Genomic DNA, 20,640 nt, shown 5'->3' with positions numbered 1-20,640 from the left:
ATCGAGGAGTTCATCATGACTCAACAAAAGAAAAAAATCCATTATGCATGGTGGTTATTATTAGGCGTAGCGCTTATGGTCGGCTTGGCAAAAGGCGGTATCATGACTGCAGGTGGATTATTTTTAACACCTGTCACAGAAGATTTAGGAATTGGGATGGGAAGCTTAACATTATACTTTAGTATTTCCTCCATTGTCACAATGATTTTCTTACCAATCGCGGGTAAAATAATGGCGAAATACGATATTAGAGTAATATTAGTAACGTCAATAATCTTACAAGCTGGCGCATTTGCCATGTTTGGATTAATGAACTCTGTATGGGGTTGGTACCTATTCTGTATCCCAATGTCAATCGGTTCAATTTTCATTACACAAATTGCTGGTCCAGTATTAATCAATAACTGGTTTAAAAAGCATAGTGGTTTAGCAATGGGTATTATGGTAGCTTCAGGTGGTATTTTCGGTGCAATCCTTCAACCAATGGCTGGTAACTTAATCGCTAACGAAGGTTGGAGAATTACTTATTTCGCATTAGGTCTTGGTGTAATGGCAGTTGTTGTGCCAGTCATTTTATTAACAATTCGCATGGCTCCTCAACAAAAAGGCTTACAACCATTAGGTAGTGATGAAGTACAAGCAGACAATGCAGCTTCTTCTCAACAACAAGAAGTTAGCGGTGTTACTGCTGCTGTAGCAAAAAAATCTAGCGCATTTTATGCATTATTATTATTCTTCTTCTTTATCACAGCGATCAGTAGTTTCGGTCAACACGTTGCACCATTCGCAATGGGTTTAGGCTACGATATTAAATTTGCTGGGTCTGCAATGGGCGGTTGGCAAATCGGTGTATTAATCGGTGCACTTGCTTTCGGTATTTTAAGTGATAAGATTGGTGCGAAAAATACAGCGGTCTTCGCTATGCTATTAGGTTTAGTTCCAATTGCTATTCTATTAACAGTTCCAGAGAATCCATTAATGTTTAATCTAGCAATTGGTATTTATGGTTTTGTTGTAGCATCTCTTGGAACATTAGTACCACTTTTAACATCATCTTTATTCGGTCTTAAAGATTACGCTCAAATCTACGCTACTGCTGCTCTTGGTTTAGCAATCGCTGGTATTGTTGCATTACCTGGATATGGCTTCGTATTCGAATTAACAGGTAGTTATACATCAGTGCTATACGCAATTGCTGCTATGTTAGTAATCAATGTAGTATTAGTATTCGTAGCATTTAAAGGTAAAAAGAAATTAGAAAAAGCAGGTCTATGGAAATAATCATTTTATAAGATTATTTTAACACAACATAGAATAGTATATTATGTTCAACTGTGAAAATTAGATGACATTTTGTACTATAACAATATTCACTGTTGTAAAACAGATGCCATCCTTCTTAAATTACTTGCAAAAGTACTTTAGGGAGGGTGGCTATTTTGATTTCCAGAGCTTTAAACCCCTATTTTTTTATATTTTACTTCATTAGACGCCAACAATTCAAATGAAGTTCCCTCGCAAAGAATAAAAAACTTAACTAATTTACTAATAATGCAACAGAATTTTTGATTGACAGAATATATAACTATCCTTATTTAGATTTCTGTAATAGATACATATTTTATGTGTCACTTTGTTCGTTATTATCTTTTTTTAGCCATTCTAACGTTTGATGCAAACCTTCACTAAAAGAAGTGTCTGGTAAAGCTCCAATTTCTTTTTCATACTTTTCTCCACTTAATAACACAGGTTCCTCCGTTAAATACATCATTTCCACCATCTCCTTCATAAAGGGCGAGAAAATACCGATGAAACGAATCATCCCTTTGGAAACATTACGTATACTTTTTTGGTATCCTGTTATTTTACGGACAATCGTCATTAGCTCTTCCCCAGTAATCGGGTGAACTGCTGGGACATTCCAGTTTTGATTGTATGTGTCTGGACGAAGAGCAAGTTCTACCATTGCCTTTGCTCCATCGAATGTATAAAGAAACTCTCTTGCCACTTGCATATCTCCAACAAAGTTAGCCTTTTTATGTTGAACGACGTTTTTTAATGTTCCAAAGAGAATCGTATTTTCTGCATTTGGTCCATATAAATCAGGCATATGAACAATTAATGAAGGAACACCACTTCCCTTTAATTTGTTTTCCATAACAAGACGAATTTTCCCTTTTTTCGTGTGCGGATTCTTATGTGCCAGCTCTGTCACAGTACGTGTAGTTTGACGACCATAAGCATATATATTATCTACAAGTGCAATCTTTGCCTGTTGCATTTCTGCCACTTCAATCATTATATTTATGCACTCTAAATGTTTGTGATCCCATTCTTGATATGGGAAGCTTACTGCGTGAAAAATAACATCTACCCCTTGTGCAGCTTCTAACATTTCTTGTTTGTTTAATACATCCCCTGCAAAAATAGTGACATTCTTTTGCTGTTGAAAAAGAGATACTAGTTTCTCTTTTCCTCTAGAAAACGCAATTACCTGTATATCTCTTGACGCTAACTCACAAACAAGCGCATAACCCATTCCACCTGATGCACCTACTACTAACACTTTTTTCATAATCATTATTCCCCTTTTAATTAACCACCGGTCAATACAATACAAAAACATACTCTAGATTCTGAAAAACAATCTAGAGCTCTTTACTTAAGCTAACGCCTTAACAAGAAATTTAGCATGTAATTGTGCGGCTTCTTTCGCTTCCTCAAAACTCATAACGTATCCCCGATAATGAGAAACAAAGCCATGTAACGCCATAAATGCAGAATAAATATCTGAAATTATCAATTCATCATCGGATAAAGATTGAACAGATTTTGCGAATTTTTCATAGCTGAGATTTGCCGCATCCTGGGATAGACCATCTACTTCAACACTCCTCAGCATAAACATGTATTCATATTGGCTCTGATTATTTAACCCAAATTCCATAAAGCCCAGGAAGACATGATAAAGTTTGGTCTGATTATCTTCCGTGCCATTTACTGTTTCATCTAAAAACCTATTCAATTGTGCAAAATATTCTTCAATAATCGCGTAAAATAATTCAGCTTTATTTTTAAAGTAGTAGTAAATAGCACCATGACTACATCCAAGCTCTTTCGCAATACTACGCATAGATACTTGGTGGTAGTCTTTTTCGTTAAACTGCGTTTGTGCTTCTCCTATAATCATTTCTCTTGTCAATTCTTGTGATAATGGTTTACGTGGTGACATGACTTCCCCCTCCAACTGACCACTGGTTAATTAATAGTATATTACCTTCTAATTATTTTGGCAATACAAGGGGATTTCCATTCAAAGCTTTACCACTAAAACAAGATTACTTCATTCCCCTCAATGTACTAAAAAAAGCTACCAGATTATGATTTTGATTAAGCACAGCAATGTGATAAACTTCTCCTTACTTAATCAAAGGCTTTTTTAGCTTCAAATAAATCAAAAAAACCATACTCTCAATTAAGTATGGTTTTTTTGCTATCTATAATGTTCATATTCTCTGTATAACCAGATACTATTTATTTCTATTAGACCTTAAATCGATTAACAGATAAACTCAATTCTTCACTCAGGCCAGTCAATATTTCAGCGGCGTTCGTTACTGACTGATTAGCGTGACGTTGTTCGTCTGTTGAAGCGCTAACTTCCTCACAAGCAGCAGCCGTTTGCTCCGATGTTGCTGCCATCGTTTGGATAGTGTCTGAGACATCATTTTTATACATTGCTACTCTTTGGATTTCTATATTAATTGCTTCAATAGCACTTTGCATCTCTGTCATTAACGTAGAAATTTCTCCAAAAGTGATTTCTGTACCATCCACTACTGTTCCTTGACGTTGGAAGTATTCACGTGTATCACTCATTTGCTGTGTTACCAATCTAGATTCAGCTTGTAGCTCTAGCACCGTTGTTTTTACTTCTTCTGTAGAACGTGCCGATTGTTCAGCAAGTTTACGCACTTCCGCTGCAACCACAGCAAATCCTTTACCATGTTCCCCAGCACGCGCAGCTTCAATACTAGCATTCAATGCAAGAAGGTTCGTTTGTGATGAAATTTCTGTAATAGTTTCCATAACACCACCGATAGCCTTCACCTTTGTTTCCAATGTGCTAATAACATCAGACATGGACTGTAAATTAGTTCCCCAATCAATAAAAGATTGTTTCAACTGTAACATTTGTTCTCGTCCATTTGTATTCATATTCCCCGCTTCCAGAGAAATAGATGACATTTCATCCGCTTTCGATGTGATTTTGTTAATCTGCTGTCCAAGAAGCTCCGCACGCTCTGTAACAATTTCTGCATCTTGGGCTGATTTCGATGCACCGTCCGCAATTTCCGTCACTGCAAGGGCAATTTCTTCACTAGATGCACTCGTTTCTTCAGCCACAGCACTTAAACTTTCAGAGCTTGCACGAACATTAGAAGCAGATTTACTTACAACGGTGATGATGGCATTCGTATTGTCAATCATCTTATTGAAACTTCTACCGAGGTCACCAATCTCATCCTTAGTTTTAAAATCAGAGCGGACAGTAAGATCACCTTGTGCTACAGAATTCATCAATGTTTTTAAAGTACTAATTGGCTTAGTTATTTTAATAATAACAATATACAATGCTACGAAAATTAAAATTAATGTAACAAGGGCCATTGCGAACATCAAATTACGTAATTCATATGCTGTTGCATTAATATTTTTCTCTTGATAGATCGCGGAAATCTTCCATCCAAGTTCCGGAAGAGTTCTGTGAACATTCACATAGTCAACACCTTCATAGCTATAGTAAGAAGTATTATGCTCGTTCCCCTCCTTATACATAGCTGCGATAAAGGGCATTTCCATGAAATTTTCACCATTACTATATGGATGTGCTACAACTGTACCTTCCGTATCTAGTACCATAGGAAAACCACCATAGCCGACATCACTAGATTCTATCTCTTTTGCTAATGCTTCAAGATTAATATCAAGGGCAAGAACGCCGACAACTTCTCCGTTCTCTTGAACAGCCTTGGAAACAGCGATAACAAATTCACCTGTTGCCGAGTCTGTATACGGTTTAGACCATTGGACAGTATCTGGTTGTATGATTGCATTTTGATACCATTCACGTGTTGTAGGATCAACAATCGAACTTAAGTCTGCTTTAGGCAAAATTACTATGTCCTTTGTAGGAAAAGCCATATAGATGGATGCTGTGTTTTCGTAATTACTAAGGAAACTATTGAATTCTTGCTCCAATTCAGGTGAGGAGCTGATAGTAGAAGCATCTTTAGCGAGGTTTGAAAAATTAACCACAGAAGACGTCGTGGACATTTGCTCGATAGCTTTACCATATTGACCTAGATAATTTTCAATAACATAGCTAATTTCTTTGATAAGTGCTGCACTTGAATCGACAGCGCTTTTTTCAGTTGTATTTTTAACTTGTGTACTACTTATAAAAGTCATTGACACTATGCCAAAAATGAACAAAACCATAACGATCATAATAATTTTAGTTTTGATGGATGTAAACATATGTATTCAGTACCTTCTCTTTCGTTATTTTAAAATACTATTCCATTAACAACTTCGGCTGATTTGTCATTTAGTTAACCCTATTACGATTAATAATATAATTAAGAATAGACATAATGTTTAGTTAAAAATATTATGTCCTCCGCATACCAATGATAATGAACAGCATTTATTACAATAAATAACGAATTGAGGCAAAATTAAAAGGTAAGAGTCCGATATAATACCGATCTCTTACCCAAAAATTTTCTCTATTTTAGATTAAGCTTTTCACAACTTTTGAAATTGCAGCGCCTTCTGCCTGACCATTTAATAATGGTTTGGCAATTTTCATAGCGTCACCCATATTCATGCCCTTTGTCACACCTGCTGCTGTTAACTTTTCTACAATTTCCTCTTCTGACAATTGCTTAGGTAAGAATGATTTTAATAGCGTTAACTTAGCTTCCTCTTTTTCAATCAGGTCTGAACGACCAGCTGATTGCGCACCTTCTAACGCTTGGTTTGTCTGCTTTACTTCACGGTTAATAATTGCTAGTTCCTCGTCATAAGACAACGTCTCGCCCTTTTCTTTCTCCGCCGAATCTAATGCTGATTTGACAAGTGTTAGTACACCTTTTGCAAGTACATCTTTTTCTTTCATTGCCTTTTTTAGTTGTTCAAATACTTCCGTTTTTAACATGGATTACACTCCTTCAAGACGTTTTAACGTCCTTATTGTATCACAATAAGCCATTTCACTACTTGAGGGTGATTCATTTACAACAACACTTTAGCTTTTCATTTTCTTTTTAAATCCCATCACCGCAATAAAAAATATTAGTATTGTATAGCCGATTACCCATAAGAGAGGAACAACTATATCACCGTATTCTCCTGTCAGTACTGCTCTTGTGGCATCGACTGCATGAGCAAATGGGAGTGCATATGCAATGGTTTTGAACATACCACCAATCATATCTAGTTCAAACCATGTACCACTTAGCCACGTTGTTAAATTGACGAAGATGGCGAAAATCCCTCCTACCTGTTTGTCAGTAAAATACGTTCCTAGGAGTATGCCAAATCCGATATATAGCATAGCAATGACCATTAACACACCTAGCGCAACCAAGATTTCAACATTCAAAGTTAATCCTAAAACAAATGCGGATAAAAAGCACACTACAATTTGAAAAATAGCTACTGGTAATAACGGTAGTGTATAACCAACGATAAAATCTCCTGCAGACATTGGAGATGCGAAGATCCGCATTAAAAATGAACTGCTTTTATCTTTACCTAAGAGCATTCCTGAAAACAACGTAATAAACGAGAAACTAAAGACAATTACACCTGGAGTTAAACTTTCAATGCTATATAAATCAAACGGCATATTTTTTTGCATGACTGAAAACAGCCACATGATGATTACTGGAAGTCCAATACCGAAAAGTAGCGTTAACGGATCTCTAATAATCTCCTTTAGGTTACGCTCAGCAAATGCTACTGATTTCATTATGCTCCCTCCTCTTCCGTTAATAGTAAAAAGGCATCTTCAAGTGTTGCTTTTTCAGTGGATTCTTTGAGTTCTTCCACTGTGCCAAACGCATGTAATTTCCCACCGTGCATAATACCAATTCGGTCTGCTAGCGCTTCAGCCTCCTCCAAATAATGTGTCGTTAAAATAATAGTAATTTTCCCTTTTAGTGCGGCTAAAGTATTCCACAGCTCGCGTCTAGCTCGTACATCTAGCCCTAGTGTTGGCTCATCTAAAAAAAGAATTTCTGGATTTGAGATAAGCGCCATCGCAATACTTAACCGCCGTTGCAGACCGCCTGATAGTGTTTTTGCTTTATTCTTCGCCCGTTCTGTCAACCCAAATACGTCCATCATCTCAATAGCTTTCAACTGTGATTGCTGCTTATTGCACCCATAGATTCGCGCAATGAGTTCAAGGTTTTCCTGTATAGTAAGATTCGGAGCAACTGCCGTCTCTTGTGGTGATACATTGAGTTTTTGTTTAACCGCCGACGGATTCCCAACAACACTATCTCCTAACATCGTTGCATCGCCACTTGTCGGAGATAGTAAACAACACAGCATCCTAATCGTTGTGGTTTTTCCTGCACCATTTTGCCCAAGGAGTGCAAAAAACTCACCTTGTTGAATCGAAAGTGATAATTGATTTACCGCATTTCTTTCGCCATACCGCTTCGTGAGGTTTTCTAATTCAATTGACATCGATTTCATCTCCTGTCTCTTCATCATTATTCGCCCTGATCATGGCATTAATCTGCTGAATATCCTTTCTGGAAATGGTGTATTGTATAATCCAAGTAATCAAATACGTTCCTAAAAAACTAACGCAATAAATGAAGATACTCAGCATGTTCTTAGGCATCCAGCAGAATGTCACAACAGGTACCCAAACCATAGCCGTTATGAAAAAATGTATAAGGTACTGTTTCAATAAGCCCCATTTGGCGATTTCAAAGATGGTACCACTCATTGCAAACGTTAAGCCAATCACACCTGTCAGCACGAGTTGAGTGATAACAGCTGTCGTCTCTTGCTCAAATAAAGCAGCAAAGTCAGGGGTAACAGGCATAAACTGCCCCTGCCCTAGTTTCAGTGAAATACTTATTTGCACAACCTGCCCGATTAAAATACCTAACGCGAAGCCCCCCGCAGCTCGGGTAAGTAGTTTTTTCAATATATCCTCACCTCATATTCCGAATAATTTTTTGATTTTGGAGACATATCGGCGAGATGCATATGTTTGAATATCACCTTTTAACAACACGCCAATTGTCCCCGTCATGCTTATGTCCATACTTTTAATCTTTTTCTTGTTAACAATCTCAGAATTGGAAATACGCACAAATAATTGGCTATCCAATTTTTCTTCCAGCTCATATAACCTTGCACGTACTGTATATATTCCTTGTAAGGTTTGAACAAACACCCTTTGCTTTTCCGCATAAATTCGAATGATCTCCTTGCACTCGACAATTCCAACTTCTCGTTCTGAAAATACAGCTAATGAATCAGTATGCGTTTCCGATAATCGCTCCATGATTACATTTATCTCATCCGACATTTTATCGGTTATAATAATAATTTTTGGTTCTTTGCAGGATGGATCTATCGATACTTCGAACTTCACTTCACCACATCCTTTCATTTGTACTAACTATAAAAATTTTACACCTTCCTGTAAATGGATTTTCTGTAAATGGTCGTTTTCGCACGATAACTGGTCTAAAGGCGATGGATTCTGCAACCTATTACTTGTCTTTACGACAAAAAAACACACGAACGTCAACTTCGTGTGCTCAGTTAATCTATGTATTTTATGAATATCTCAAAAACTAGAAAAAAAACATAGCTTCAACCTAGTATTCATTCTACCAACGATTTTTTAGAAGTCGAAACATCCAAAATTAATGATTCGTCAAGTACTCATCATTCAATTTCACTTCGTAATAACGCATAGCTTTTAAATTACCTTTATAAGTAAAAACACCTTGTTCAATTAAACGGCGTAGACGATATTCTAACCATTCGTCTCCCCTATATTGCACCATATGCCCAAGCACTTCCCCAATTAAACGAGCTGCCTTCCTATATTCAACCTCACCTTCTTCCAAATACATGCGCTTGGCACATTCTATAATATAATAATCATCCCGGCTCTCATCCTGGGTATGCCACAGCTCTTGATGCTCCCATGTTCGAATGATTTTGTCCTCGTCCATGAGCATCCGTAAACCTTCCTCACATAGTGACTGTCGCTTCGCATTTTTTAATGGGCGCAATTCAAATTGTTCATAAAAAAGCCGTAGATTATCGGAAGCCATTTCCCCAGTTGATCTAGGATAATTCTCCTCGGCTAATTGAGGATATATATGGATGTCATGAAACGCCGTAAATGTATCGAGAACGAATACCGAATTCAGCTTGTCCTTGAGCATTGCTAAAACGAGAAGTAAACCTGTTTGCTCATGTGCATTTTGACCAGTCCAAATGACAATATCTTGATGTGGAGGAATGCTCTTCACTCTTTTTACGGCATCTAACATACCTTGCTTAAATTGCTCGAGATCATTATCTTGGGTAAAATATCGTTCATGAAACCACATGCAACGAGCTTTAATTCCCTCTACACTATGAAGATCCTTCACTGGACCAACTGAAAAGTTATCCGGTAGAATAATTAAATCTTCCGTTTTTTCATAGTCCGTATCACGAAATGCTGCCTTTAAGCTCCCACCTGGAGAATCACCAAAGACAATGTGTACCGTTTGTGCATTTTTAGTGACTTGCTTTTCCTCTGCCATTTTTATAATAGATTGTTGCATATCACGTACATTTTCTTCACTCACCTTACTATTTAATAACAATAGGACAAGCATCGACTTTGCATCCGCTTCATCTAGCCTTTTTATCGCCTGCTTCAATTGATTTATATTTTCCAAATCCCCCACCCCTTCATACTTACTCTGTACAGTTAGTCAACTATCATATATTTTAATAATTTTTTGGATACTTTTAAGTGTTTCGTAAAAATCCTTATATTTTTCTAAACCAATGTCATTGATAATTTTTTCTTGTATGTCTTGCCAAATCGGCCTTGCTTCATTTAATTTTTCAATACCTTTATCCGTTAGAGAAATAATTTTCGTTCTAGAATCCTGTTTATCTTTCGTAACCGAGACGTAACCACTTTGTTTCAATACATTCACATTACGAGTAACAGTCGTTTGATCAAGTAGCAAAATCTCACCTAATCTGCTGATTGAGACGGCTTTCTGCAGCGCAATATTTGCCAACATTGAGTATTGTGTGACTTTTAACCCCGCCGGTTGAAGCAACTTGTCATAAAGCTGAGTGACAACTCTTGTTTTTCTTCTAAGGTTTGCACACACACAAATTTGTAAATAGTCGATGTCATTAAACTCTGTACTCATTTCACAGATCTCCTTTCAAACCACGTAAGTTCAATATTATCTTAACACTAAACTCATCAATTTAAATAGACAGATAATTATCCATTGACAGATAATAGACCAGTTACTATCATTATATATGTATATACATATATTTTACAAAAATAGAAAATATCCGTTTCCGTTAAACACGATACATGTATATACATACATTGGTTCAGGGGGTGTAATTATGAAGCGTGTTCACTATAGTTGGTTCATCTTAGTCATAACATTTTTCTCCATTATTGTAGCAGGAATCACCATGTCTTCATCTGGCGTCTTTATAGATTCCTTTGAAAATGAATTCGGCTGGGACCGATCTTTTATAGCACTTGCTTTTGCAATTAGTCTTTTTTTATATGGTATCTCCGGTCCCTTTATGGCAGCATTACTCGAGGTCATTGGGTTAAAGAAAATGATGTTGATGGCTATGACAACGTTACTTATAGGGATTACACTAACCCTTGTCATGAGCCAAACATGGCAGTTCATCATCATATGGGGCATAATAATTGGCCTAGGCTCAAGCCTCTTTTTAACCGTTTTAAGTCCATACGTAGCCAATAATTGGTTTGAGAAAAGAAGAGGACTTGCAGTAGGAATACTAACAGCGAGTACAGCGACAGGTCAGCTAGTTCTACTCCCAGTACTTGCGATTATCATTGAAAATTATTCATGGCGTTGGGCAATCGGTTTAATCATGTTCCTAAGTTCCGTCATGTTTATCATTATTTTATTGTTCATGAAAAATAAGCCTAAGGATGTCGGTCTCCTCCCTTATGGACTTGAGAAAGAAGTCGAAGAAAAGAATGACGGTCCACGAAAAAACCCTATACTTATTGCTTTTAATGGTTTATTTGAAGCAGTAAAAGTGAAAGAATTCTGGTTATTGGCTGGTAGTTTCTTTATTTGCGGGCTCTCTACAAGTGGATTGATTGGTACACATTTTGTGTCTTATTGTATTAGTTTTGGCATTCCTTTAGTTACAGCTGCTTCGCTGCTTTCCTTTATGGGTATTTTTAATCTAGTTGGAACAACAATATCCGGTTGGTTGTCCGATCGTTTCGATAATCGATGGTTATTATTTTGGTACTACATGTTACGAGGAACTTCTCTTGTATTACTCCCATACGCATTAATGAATGGCTCCTATACGTTACTCATTATCTTTACGATCTTTTTCGGATTAGATTGGATTGCAACAGTCCCACCAACTATTAGTATTTCTAGACAAATTTTTGGCACGAAAAAAAGTGGCATTATATATGGATGGATTTTTGCATCTCATCAAGCTGGGGCTGCTGTAGCTGCTTTTGGAGGGGGGCTCATCTATAAATATTTCGATACTTACACATGGGCATTTTTCTTGGCTGGCGTTTTCTGTGTAGTGGCAAGCTTATTTGTAATAATCGTCAAAAAGCAGAAAATAAGTGGAACACAACAAGCTTAAAGGTTGTGTTCCACTTTTTTATTTTAGAATATAGAGATTATAGTATGACTCCCGAAAAATTCCCTTTCAATACTTCTTTGTCATGCTGATTTTTACATAAAAAAGAGGTAATAATAGCTGTTCGTTCATCCTGCTTATCGAATTTCTCAACTGTTACTTCGCAAATAATTGTGTCTCCTGTAAATACAGGTCTTAAAAACTCAAAATTCATAGTACGAGCGAGTACATTATGATCGCCGCCTACTTTTGTTGGTAATGTAGCCGTTAGTAATCCCTGAATTATAAGTCTTCCCTGTTCATCAGGGGTGATATGATGTGAGCCCTCATCACACGAAACCTTTGTAAACATTTCAACATCCTCTACTGTGAAAGTTCGTTCAAACTTAATGATATCTCCTACTTTTAACGTCATACCCATCTCCCCTTTGTTTTCATGCTACTGTAAGCTTATCATTTAATAACATCTTTCAAAATGATTTCTTTACAGTTTATTTCAGCAAATAGTTCATCAATATTAGTTATTTCAAAAGGATAAACTACACCTTCAATCTTTTTATGTACGGCAACTTTTGCTAAAGCAGCTGTTACCATTGCCGTTGTATGGTAATCCGAAAAGGTGGATAAGAATAAAGTTCTTATGCTTTCCTTATGATCAATTATTCCTTTTACTTCAACAGTTAAATAGGCATTTTCGTCTTTTTTAGGTTTATGTTTAACGATCTTCGAAAGAAATTTTTTATTATTAAGTTTAAGTATGATTTCAATTATGCCTAGATTTTTAAGCAATGAAATTTGTTTATTGAAAAAGGGTTGATTCCAAGAAGTCCAGTAATTTATTGTTTTCACGTTTAACATTTGGTTTAGGTAACCTTTTTCTGCATGGTCAATTAATCGCACTTCTCTTTCATTGGATGGCTCATTAAAATACATTTTTCTTTTTATCGAAAACCCAGGTAGATTGCTTGTATCATCCTTAACGCGCTGAGAAATGATTTTTAACATGTCCAAAATACCGGATATGCCAGCTTTGGCATTGGTATTCTGTAGCAAGCCAATATTTACTTCATCAATCTGCTGAAAACCAGTAATAGCTTTATGCACCATCAATCCAGATAACCCTGGAAAAAATCCAGACATTACAATAGAACCTACCTTATTTTCTTCAGCATCTTGCTGTAATAATTTTATTTTCCCTATAAATTGAGCAAAGGGTGTGACATCGATACATAGGATTCGGTTATCTATACAGGCTTTTTGAATATATGGCGTATCTTGTTTTAACACAACAACTACTATGTCGACATTTTTGACAACCCTCTTTACATTTTTTTCATTAGTCGCATCTAAACATTCGAATTTAACATCTCTGTTAAGCGATTCTGCAAATCTCTTTCCCCGATCTTCTTTATAATCTGTCACTATTAGGTTTAGTTGCGTATCAAATATTCGAAGCAATTCTATACATACTAATTTACCAAGAACGCCAGAAGCACCTACAACCATTACTTTTTTCTGGATACAACCGTTCTCCATCCTACTTGTCCCTCGCATTCATCAAATATACACATCCAATGATAGCACCACCGATTATATTGCCAATCGTTACAGGTATTAAATTTGCAATCATACCACTAAACGATACGAGCTCGCCATGTGGAATCATCATCGCTAGAGCAAATAACGTCATATTCGCAACGCTATGTTCAAATCCTGAAGTAATGAACGGAAAAACACAGCAAAAAATCATCATTATTTTAGCTGTCTCACTTTTCAATTTATAGCCGCACCATACGCCCAAACAAACAAGTAGATTACATAATATCCCTCGACAGAGCAGCTCCACAAATCCAGCATTCATCTTCACCGTTGCAAGCTTTTCAATATAATTAGCCGTTTCCCCAACTGCAAGACCCGCATAAAAAAATAATATTGCTCCAAACAGTGAGCCGAAAAAGTTTCCAACGTAGCTAAACATCCATATACTTAGCATTTCTACAGGTGACGTCTTTTTTGCTAGTGTACTAACAGTCAGCACCAAATTATCACCGGTAAACAAATTTGCCCCAGCCATCATCACCATACTCAGTGCTACCGCAAATGACAGGCCCTGAACAATTTTCATGCTAGGTATACTCGCAGGATCAAGCAAACCCCCTATCGACACAATGAGTAAAATGCCAAAGCCAATAAACAATCCACCTAAAATGGTTTGTGAGAAATAATTGACAGGCCTTTTCTTCATCATCTGCACTTTCGTTTCTGCCACAGCATTTATCGCAAGTATAGTTTCTTTCATAAAAAATCCATCCCTCTCCATACTTACAAACTTACTTTTCTATTACTAGCATAACTTATTTCAGGCATCCTCAAAATAATATTTTATGAAATTTTTACCTATTCAATTTTTTCATTATTTTTGCACGTTCGGCTTCGAAGTCCATCTCTGGTGGCTCTTCAACCAAAATCGGTTGTGCGTGGCGCTCATGGAACCACTCTGGTACTACTTCTACCCGTCTTACAGGTTTCTTACTCTTTCGCATTTTTAAAAGTAATGAGGTAAAACGTTCTATTAACTTATGGGGACTTAACACTATAGCACGCTCGAATTCATCTTGCTGGGCAAAGCGTATAACAGCTGCTACTTCCTCACAAGTTCGCGATTGCTCTTGCATAAATGTTTGTAATTGTTGTGCCCACAGCATCTTATTCATCATCTTAAAATTTGGATCATTTTTTTGAATTTCCATAATAAACAAGTTAGCTAATGATGTACTTTCCATTAGTAATTGTGACAATGTGCCATCTTCTATATGATATTGTTCCTGATGTTCTTTTCTTTCTTGCAATTCATTTAATGCTTGTTTTGATCCAGCATTCGTTTCAGTGATATTCATCGTTCGTGCCAACATCGTGTCACGGTCGTTTGACGTACTTGTACCTATCCCCTGATACATATCATAGTTGACAACGGTAAACAGTGTTCCGTATTCCGTCTCACTGACGTCTAGCATCCCTGCTCCCACTAGTTTTTTCACTGCACGCATGACTGTACTTTTCGACATTGTCTTCAAACCTCGTCCTTCCTTATACGCCAGATCTTCTGCAAGTTTGCTATATGAACGCACATATTGGCCACGTTTTAACGTTTGTCCCCTTACTTTCATCTCTTGATGGGTCGCCTTTAACATCAACAACGTAAACAACCGAAACACCGTCACATCACACCAAATTTCATTGTCTAGCACTTTCCTATGTAACTTAATCCAACCTCCCATATCCATTCCTCCCCCAAATCTTGTTTTTCACTATATACAAAGAAATAATAGAAAGGGGGACATTGATTTTAAAAAAATTTCACTGCCTCAAATTTGTGTGTAAATATTTTTCAACATAGTGAAATCGGCTGTCCCAAAAGTAAAAAAAAAGCAATTCGATTTCAAGTCGAATTGCTTTTTCGCTATTGTATAAGGTGATAGCGCAAGACTCCTGTTTGAATAGCTTGAGCTGAAGACCGAATAGGATTACAAGTGATGTGAAGGCTGAAACCAGGCCTATAAAAGCGAGCAGATTCGCCTCAATTATTTTTGGGTTATTTCAAACACTTATACAACGAAATCCTATTTAACCATAAACAACATCATCCCTGGCGCACCAGGATCTCGTTCAGCGAATCCAAGTTTTTGATAGAATTGCTGTTTCCCCTTTGCACAGGATAATTGAATCCATTTTATTTCCTGACGTTTACAATGCGAAAGTAAGGCTTCCATCACTTTTGTGCCAATTCCCTGTCGTTTATAATCAGGATGAACCATGACGTCACATATAAACGTTTGATAAATGCCATCCGAAATAATACGTCCATACCCAATTAATGCTGTGCCATCATAGATTGAAATACTGCACCAGCTATTGCAAATCGCTTGATACAGTTGGTCATACGTATATAGCTCTTTCGCATTCCAGCCAGTAGTTTTGTGTAAAGTTTGATACTCATCAAATGAAGGGTTTTTATCGCTTAATTTGTAGTCCATACACCAACCTCCTCAATATCACTTGTATAAATATACATTATAAATTATATTAATTCAATTTAATTTGTATTATTTTACAAATGCACCTTCCTTCTAAATAAATTAGGTTCTTTATTTAGGTACACTGAGCTAAACAGTGCTAATTCTTCGTTGCAATAAAGTTTCTAACATAAAAAATATATGGTAGGCATATCTCTCGGAAATCTTTCTAGTATGGTGCTTGTTTACTCTTTGATTAATTTTCATGGAGATTCACTGTAAGTTCACTCACTAGGGTAGGATTATTCGGACTTATATTAATGATTTTGAATAAAGATTAATAATTTTATTTAATTATTCCAAGAAAGTAGATGCTCTAAAAAGCTACTAGCTTGGATTTTTTTCTTGCAACAATGTTTGCCAAAAAGATTTGTTTATAACTTTAGTACATATTTTATTAAAAAATGGATAATCTAATTTCATCTATATATAGAAAGGCGTGTGGTACTTTTGAAATATAAGTTGGTACGTACCACGAAAGGTGATCAGCTGTATAAAAAGCCCCCTACTGTTGAGGGTGTGTTAGCTGATGAAACGGTTAAAGCTTTAAAAGAGCTTACAAAAGATATTCAGGACGTTGTATTCAAAGATGTCTCTACAAGTGAAGGTAAAGTGACTATTATCAATTCTGCTTCACTTGTAGAAAAGATGACGCTTCAAGAAATCGTATTAGTTCCACTATGTTCTCATATCCATCAAATTCATCAATTATCAGAAACAGTTGATTTAAAGGACTTTAAGGGAGTTGTAGCAAAACTCGCTGGTGGTCATACGCTGATGTATTTTCAAAAAACACATCAATTACTATCTATTGATACTTATAGTGCTCCCACACGCGCGATAACAGATACAGTAACTGAATCAACAGTAATCGGACCACAAGATGCATTTACAGAATCGTTAGAAACTAATATTTCGTTGGTAAGAAGACGGATTCGAAACCCGATGCTAAAAAACGAAGATCGCATATTAGGAACCGACTCTAACTTTAAAATTACCATTATGTATATTGAAGATCTCGTAAATAAGGAAAATTTAGATACGTTGAGAGAACGATTAGATAAGGTTCACTATCCGATATTTACGGATATCTCACAGTTAATGCAAGCTATTGAAGATAATCCTTTATCTCCTTTTCCACAATATTATATGAGTGTTAGACCTGATAGTATTAGTCAGTATCTTATTGATGGAAGAATCATTATTTTTATGGACAATAGCCAAGCAGCAATCGTTTGCCCTACATCATTTTTTGAAATGTTTATTTCAGTTGAAGATTATTACAACCGTTGGACAACAGCGTCCTTACTTCGAATACTTCGGTTTTTTGGCTTTTTCTTAACAATCATGATAACACCTGCTTATATCTCTGCCTTAACGTTTCACCCAGAGCTTCTCCCTTATGAGCTTTTATTGAATTTACAAGAATCGAGAAGTAAAGTACCTTTCCCACCACTTTTTGAAGTTTTGTTTATTGAATTAATCATAGAGGTATTAAGGGAAGCTGGATCGCGGATGCCTACAAAAGTCGGGCAAACGATTGGTATCGTTGGAGGTATTGTAATTGGCACCGCTGCGGTAGAAGCTGGACTAGTTAGTAATATTCTTATTGTGTTAGTTGCCGCCTCCGCGTTACTTTCTTTTCTCCCACCCATTTTTTTAATGGGTAACACTAGTAGATTTATCCGCTATATTTTCATTCTATCTGCAGGTTTGTTTGGGATGTTTGGTCAAATGTTAGCACTCGCTTGGCTATTCGCTCATTTATTACGTTTAAATTCTTTAGGAACGCCATATATGACTCCTTTAATTCCTCGGAAAGCTACGGATTTATTGGATAGTGTTATTCGTTTTCCATTGGAATATATTAAAAATCGAAAGGGAATTTCGAGAGCACAGAAAAAGTAAAATGTTTTACGGAAGTTGGGGTAGTTTTATATGAGTACACACAATAAGAAAATATTGAATCGTTATCATGTTATTTTTTTGGTGCAAAGTGCAATGGTTGGTACTGGAATACTCACGCTACCTCGAGATCTTAGCGCAGTAGGCTATAGTCAAATAATCTTCCCACTTTTATTTGGGTCCATTGCAACCTTAACACTTTGGCCGATGATCTGGCTTAACACTAAGTATCCTAATGAAAATTTATTTCGTATTAATGAACTATTATTGGGGAAAGGGGTAGGGAAAGTTGTCAATTTATTGATAATCCTTCACTTCACTCTGTTAATTTCGGGGGTTATTAATAAATACATGCATCTTATACAAAGTAATGCTCTCCCTGAACAAACTATTACTATACCTATTCTCCTTTTACTTCTATTACTTATTTATATCGTAAATGGCGGGATAAAATCTATTGCAAGATTTTGTATACTAGCCTTCTTTTTAACAATAGGTATTTTTTATTTTACCAATTGGGCCATTGAAAAAGGTGATATACGTCATTTTTTACCTTTATTTAATTTCAATAGTAGTGAATTTTTTGATGCCTTTAAAACAGGCTATCTAACCATTTTAGGCTATGAATTAATCATGTTTTATTTTCCGTATATTAAAGATCAAAAAAAAGCATTTAAACATGCAACAATAGGTATTTGGATAAGTATATGTCTTTGTTATATCACCGTCATAGTGAGCGTTATGTATTTCTCAGAATGGCAATTGAAACATATTGAGTATTCTTTATTAAATGTATTTAAAGCTGGAGAGCTTTCTTTTGTAGAAAGGTTCGATATTCTTGGTGTAACATTATGGGTATTTGTAATATTAACAACCGTTGCAGTCTATTTATGGAGTGCAAAGAAAGGCATGGAATCTTTATTCTCTAAAAAAAAGAAATATTATATATATATTCTTGCTACCATTATTTTCCTAATCGCAATATTGCAATTACCTAATGTATTTCAACAAAAATTATTTACAGGAAATAATTATCTTGCTTATGTGTTAATCATTTGGCCTTTGTTTTTAAATATCGTCTATTTACTTCGAAAAAAGCAGGTGCAGCCATGAACAGAAAATTACTATTAATCACTACTTTATGTTTTATTGCTTTTTTAGCTGGCTGTTCACAAAAGGGAGTAAAGACCCCATTGGAAGACATAGGTTTGGTTGGTATTATGGCATTTGACTACATTGATGAAGGTAGCGTGAAATTAAGTGTTGCAATTCCCCAGTATTCTCCTGATGCACAGGAGGATACTCAAGTTTTCTCCGTTCCTACTGACTTAATTTCTAAAGGGATCGTCGATATAGAAGCTCTTTCAGATAAGAAAATTCTTTTCAACCAATTACGTGTAATTCTTATTAATGAGGAATTTGCAAGAAAAGGAAAAGTACAGAAAGTTTTAGAGTATTTATATAGAAACCCTGAGTCAGGCGATAAAGTACTAATAGCGGTTGTAAAAGGGAATGCGGAGGAACTACTTAATGCTAAATTTCCAGATAAACCAAATATTAATTTTTACTTAAATGATTTATTAGAGCCTACCATCAATACTGCTTTTAATCCAAATACAAATATTCACGATTTTATCTATACTGCTACAAATCCAGTATTTGATCCAATCATGCCTGTCATTGAAATAAAAGAAAAGAATATTGAAATTATAGGCGTTGCTTTATTTAAAAATAAAAACATGTTTGAAACTATACCACCAGACGAAGCACTCATTATACAAGACTTACAACAACAAGATAAACTTGCCCCCCTATCTCTAGAATTACACCAAGGTCATGGTACCGAAAAAATAATGCTCGATTTAGTAAAAAGTAAAGTACACATAGAAAGCAATAAAAATATAAAATCCCCAAAGCTAACAATATCATTGAATGTTAAAGGTACCCTTGTAGAGTATAAAGGAGCAAGATATAATACTCTAAATACTTTGGATAATTTATCTAAACTTGAAAATGATATCAGTAAACAACTGGAGCAAAACATTACCGAATTTCTAGATAAAATTAAGGAACAAAAAATTGACCCCATTGGTTTAAGTGAATATTTCCGAATGTATTACGATGGAAAATGGACGAAAAAAATGACAGCAGATACGATTAGTAAGCTAAAATTCGATTTCAAAGTCGATACGTCCATTATTAGTACAGGAATTTTAAACTAATATGTTATTATGTGCATTATTTAAATGGTGAACAAACAGCCAAAATCTGAACTGCACCTCCAATTGTTAGTTAGTGTGTCTAACAATTGGGGTGCAGTTCACTAATCCCCAAGGAGTCGCCGCCTTCCATTCCATGTGCTTACATAGTTTTTAAGTCAAGAACCTGTTTTGATGTAGAACCTTAGAAACCGCACTTATTTGTGGTACGGTTCATTGTGATATATCTTAGTGCGTTTCTTATTTGCCCCCTACAATTCACTCTAAAGCAACAGCTCTTAATGAACAATCGCCTCATTAGTTTAAATAGGATTATTCACAAACCAAAGCTGATCTTGTCACATTTTTTTAATATTTTTCTGACCTCTCCTAATTGAATTTTTTTTAGGATAATGCTATTTTATAAGAAAGTTATTTTTGACTTTACTAAGTTGCAAATCTGTGATTTTCGTCTTATGTAATTGAACAAGAATAGAAATTAA

At 35.8% G+C, this 20,640-nt stretch carries 20 protein-coding genes; 5 read left to right on the top strand and 15 right to left on the bottom strand.

What is annotated here, in order from left to right; all coding sequences use genetic code 11:
• Nucleotides 1–15 precede the first annotated feature (15 nt).
• Complete coding sequence (locus tag ACIQ2D_RS03145) at nucleotides 16–1,281, top strand: MFS transporter (RefSeq protein ID WP_402859275.1); 1,266 nt, start codon at nucleotides 16–18, stop codon at nucleotides 1,279–1,281.
• Nucleotides 1,282–1,621: 340 nt separating this feature from the next.
• On the opposite strand, the gene ACIQ2D_RS03140 is transcribed toward ACIQ2D_RS03145, so the two are convergent.
• The 10 genes from ACIQ2D_RS03140 to ACIQ2D_RS03095 all read right to left on the bottom strand — a co-directional run bounded on the left by ACIQ2D_RS03140 (nucleotide 1,622) and on the right by ACIQ2D_RS03095 (nucleotide 10,493).
• Nucleotides 1,622–2,575 carry an SDR family NAD(P)-dependent oxidoreductase gene (locus tag ACIQ2D_RS03140; RefSeq protein ID WP_402859272.1) on the bottom strand — a complete coding sequence of 318 codons (954 nt, stop codon included), beginning with the start codon at nucleotides 2,573–2,575 and terminating at the stop codon, nucleotides 1,622–1,624.
• Nucleotides 2,576–2,662: 87 nt separating this feature from the next.
• The gene (locus tag ACIQ2D_RS03135; protein ID WP_402859269.1) at nucleotides 2,663–3,232 is read right to left on the bottom strand and encodes a TetR/AcrR family transcriptional regulator; all 570 of its coding nucleotides are present in this window, start codon (nucleotides 3,230–3,232) and stop codon (nucleotides 2,663–2,665) included.
• A 311-nt stretch (nucleotides 3,233–3,543) separates the two neighbouring features.
• Nucleotides 3,544–5,541, bottom strand: a complete 1,998-nt coding sequence (locus tag ACIQ2D_RS03130; RefSeq protein ID WP_402859266.1) for a methyl-accepting chemotaxis protein — start codon at nucleotides 5,539–5,541, stop codon at nucleotides 3,544–3,546.
• Between the two features lie 256 nt (nucleotides 5,542–5,797).
• Complete coding sequence (locus ACIQ2D_RS03125; protein ID WP_402859263.1) at nucleotides 5,798–6,223, bottom strand: GatB/YqeY domain-containing protein; 426 nt, start codon at nucleotides 6,221–6,223, stop codon at nucleotides 5,798–5,800.
• 90 nt (nucleotides 6,224–6,313) lie between these two features.
• Nucleotides 6,314–7,039: an ABC transporter permease gene (locus tag ACIQ2D_RS03120; RefSeq protein ID WP_402859260.1), complete on the bottom strand. Its 726-nt coding sequence runs from the start codon at nucleotides 7,037–7,039 to the stop codon at nucleotides 6,314–6,316.
• Nucleotides 7,039–7,764, bottom strand: coding sequence for an ABC transporter ATP-binding protein (locus ACIQ2D_RS03115; protein ID WP_402859257.1), 726 nt, complete (start codon nucleotides 7,762–7,764; stop codon nucleotides 7,039–7,041). The genes ACIQ2D_RS03120 and ACIQ2D_RS03115 overlap by 1 nt, the downstream gene beginning before the upstream one ends.
• Nucleotides 7,754–8,236 (bottom strand): DUF3021 domain-containing protein, encoded by a 483-nt coding sequence (locus tag ACIQ2D_RS03110; protein WP_402859254.1) that lies wholly within the window; start codon nucleotides 8,234–8,236, stop codon nucleotides 7,754–7,756. The genes ACIQ2D_RS03115 and ACIQ2D_RS03110 overlap by 11 nt, the downstream gene beginning before the upstream one ends.
• 12 nt (nucleotides 8,237–8,248) lie before the next feature.
• Nucleotides 8,249–8,689 carry a LytTR family DNA-binding domain-containing protein gene (locus ACIQ2D_RS03105; RefSeq protein ID WP_402859251.1) on the bottom strand — a complete coding sequence of 147 codons (441 nt, stop codon included), beginning with the start codon at nucleotides 8,687–8,689 and terminating at the stop codon, nucleotides 8,249–8,251.
• A 277-nt stretch (nucleotides 8,690–8,966) separates the two neighbouring features.
• Complete coding sequence (locus ACIQ2D_RS03100) at nucleotides 8,967–10,001, bottom strand: DUF1835 domain-containing protein (RefSeq protein ID WP_402859248.1); 1,035 nt, start codon at nucleotides 9,999–10,001, stop codon at nucleotides 8,967–8,969.
• Between the two features lie 36 nt (nucleotides 10,002–10,037).
• On the bottom strand, nucleotides 10,038–10,493 hold the full coding sequence (locus ACIQ2D_RS03095; RefSeq protein ID WP_402859245.1) for a MarR family winged helix-turn-helix transcriptional regulator: 456 nt from the start codon (nucleotides 10,491–10,493) through the stop codon (nucleotides 10,038–10,040).
• Nucleotides 10,494–10,704: 211 nt separating this feature from the next.
• On the opposite strand from ACIQ2D_RS03095, the gene ACIQ2D_RS03090 reads away from it, so the two are divergent.
• Nucleotides 10,705–11,964: an MFS transporter gene (locus ACIQ2D_RS03090; protein WP_402859242.1), complete on the top strand. Its 1,260-nt coding sequence runs from the start codon at nucleotides 10,705–10,707 to the stop codon at nucleotides 11,962–11,964.
• 37 nt (nucleotides 11,965–12,001) lie between these two features.
• Here the strand turns inward: ACIQ2D_RS03090 and ACIQ2D_RS03085 are convergent, their stop codons facing one another.
• The 5 genes from ACIQ2D_RS03085 to ACIQ2D_RS03065 form a co-directional block, all read right to left on the bottom strand.
• Complete coding sequence (locus ACIQ2D_RS03085) at nucleotides 12,002–12,376, bottom strand: hotdog domain-containing protein (RefSeq protein ID WP_402859239.1); 375 nt, start codon at nucleotides 12,374–12,376, stop codon at nucleotides 12,002–12,004.
• 38 nt (nucleotides 12,377–12,414) lie between these two features.
• Nucleotides 12,415–13,497 carry a saccharopine dehydrogenase NADP-binding domain-containing protein gene (locus ACIQ2D_RS03080; protein WP_402859236.1) on the bottom strand — a complete coding sequence of 361 codons (1,083 nt, stop codon included), beginning with the start codon at nucleotides 13,495–13,497 and terminating at the stop codon, nucleotides 12,415–12,417.
• Nucleotide 13,498: 1 nt separating this feature from the next.
• Nucleotides 13,499–14,260: a formate/nitrite transporter family protein gene (locus ACIQ2D_RS03075; RefSeq protein WP_402859233.1), complete on the bottom strand. Its 762-nt coding sequence runs from the start codon at nucleotides 14,258–14,260 to the stop codon at nucleotides 13,499–13,501.
• A gap of 94 nt (nucleotides 14,261–14,354) precedes the next feature.
• Nucleotides 14,355–15,239 (bottom strand): hypothetical protein, encoded by an 885-nt coding sequence (locus tag ACIQ2D_RS03070; RefSeq protein ID WP_402859230.1) that lies wholly within the window; start codon nucleotides 15,237–15,239, stop codon nucleotides 14,355–14,357.
• Nucleotides 15,240–15,581: 342 nt separating this feature from the next.
• Nucleotides 15,582–15,995: a GNAT family N-acetyltransferase gene (locus ACIQ2D_RS03065; RefSeq protein WP_402859227.1), complete on the bottom strand. Its 414-nt coding sequence runs from the start codon at nucleotides 15,993–15,995 to the stop codon at nucleotides 15,582–15,584.
• A 489-nt stretch (nucleotides 15,996–16,484) separates the two neighbouring features.
• On the opposite strand from ACIQ2D_RS03065, the gene ACIQ2D_RS03060 reads away from it, so the two are divergent.
• From ACIQ2D_RS03060 to ACIQ2D_RS03050, 3 genes are read left to right on the top strand one after another with little or no spacing between them, the layout of a single operon-like run.
• On the top strand, nucleotides 16,485–17,942 hold the full coding sequence (locus ACIQ2D_RS03060; protein WP_402859224.1) for a spore germination protein: 1,458 nt from the start codon (nucleotides 16,485–16,487) through the stop codon (nucleotides 17,940–17,942).
• 30 nt (nucleotides 17,943–17,972) lie between these two features.
• Nucleotides 17,973–19,052, top strand: coding sequence for a GerAB/ArcD/ProY family transporter (locus ACIQ2D_RS03055; RefSeq protein ID WP_402859221.1), 1,080 nt, complete (start codon nucleotides 17,973–17,975; stop codon nucleotides 19,050–19,052).
• The gene (locus tag ACIQ2D_RS03050; protein ID WP_402859218.1) at nucleotides 19,049–20,161 is read left to right on the top strand and encodes a Ger(x)C family spore germination protein; all 1,113 of its coding nucleotides are present in this window, start codon (nucleotides 19,049–19,051) and stop codon (nucleotides 20,159–20,161) included. The genes ACIQ2D_RS03055 and ACIQ2D_RS03050 overlap by 4 nt, the downstream gene beginning before the upstream one ends.
• The last annotated feature ends 479 nt before the right edge of the window (nucleotides 20,162–20,640 follow it).

Origin of the sequence: Lysinibacillus sp. NPDC097287, assembly GCF_044761695.1 — a bacterium.
In the GTDB taxonomy this organism is placed as follows: Bacteria; Bacillota; Bacilli; order Bacillales_A; family Planococcaceae; genus Lysinibacillus.
This window is presented reverse-complemented; position numbering and strand designations above follow the sequence as displayed.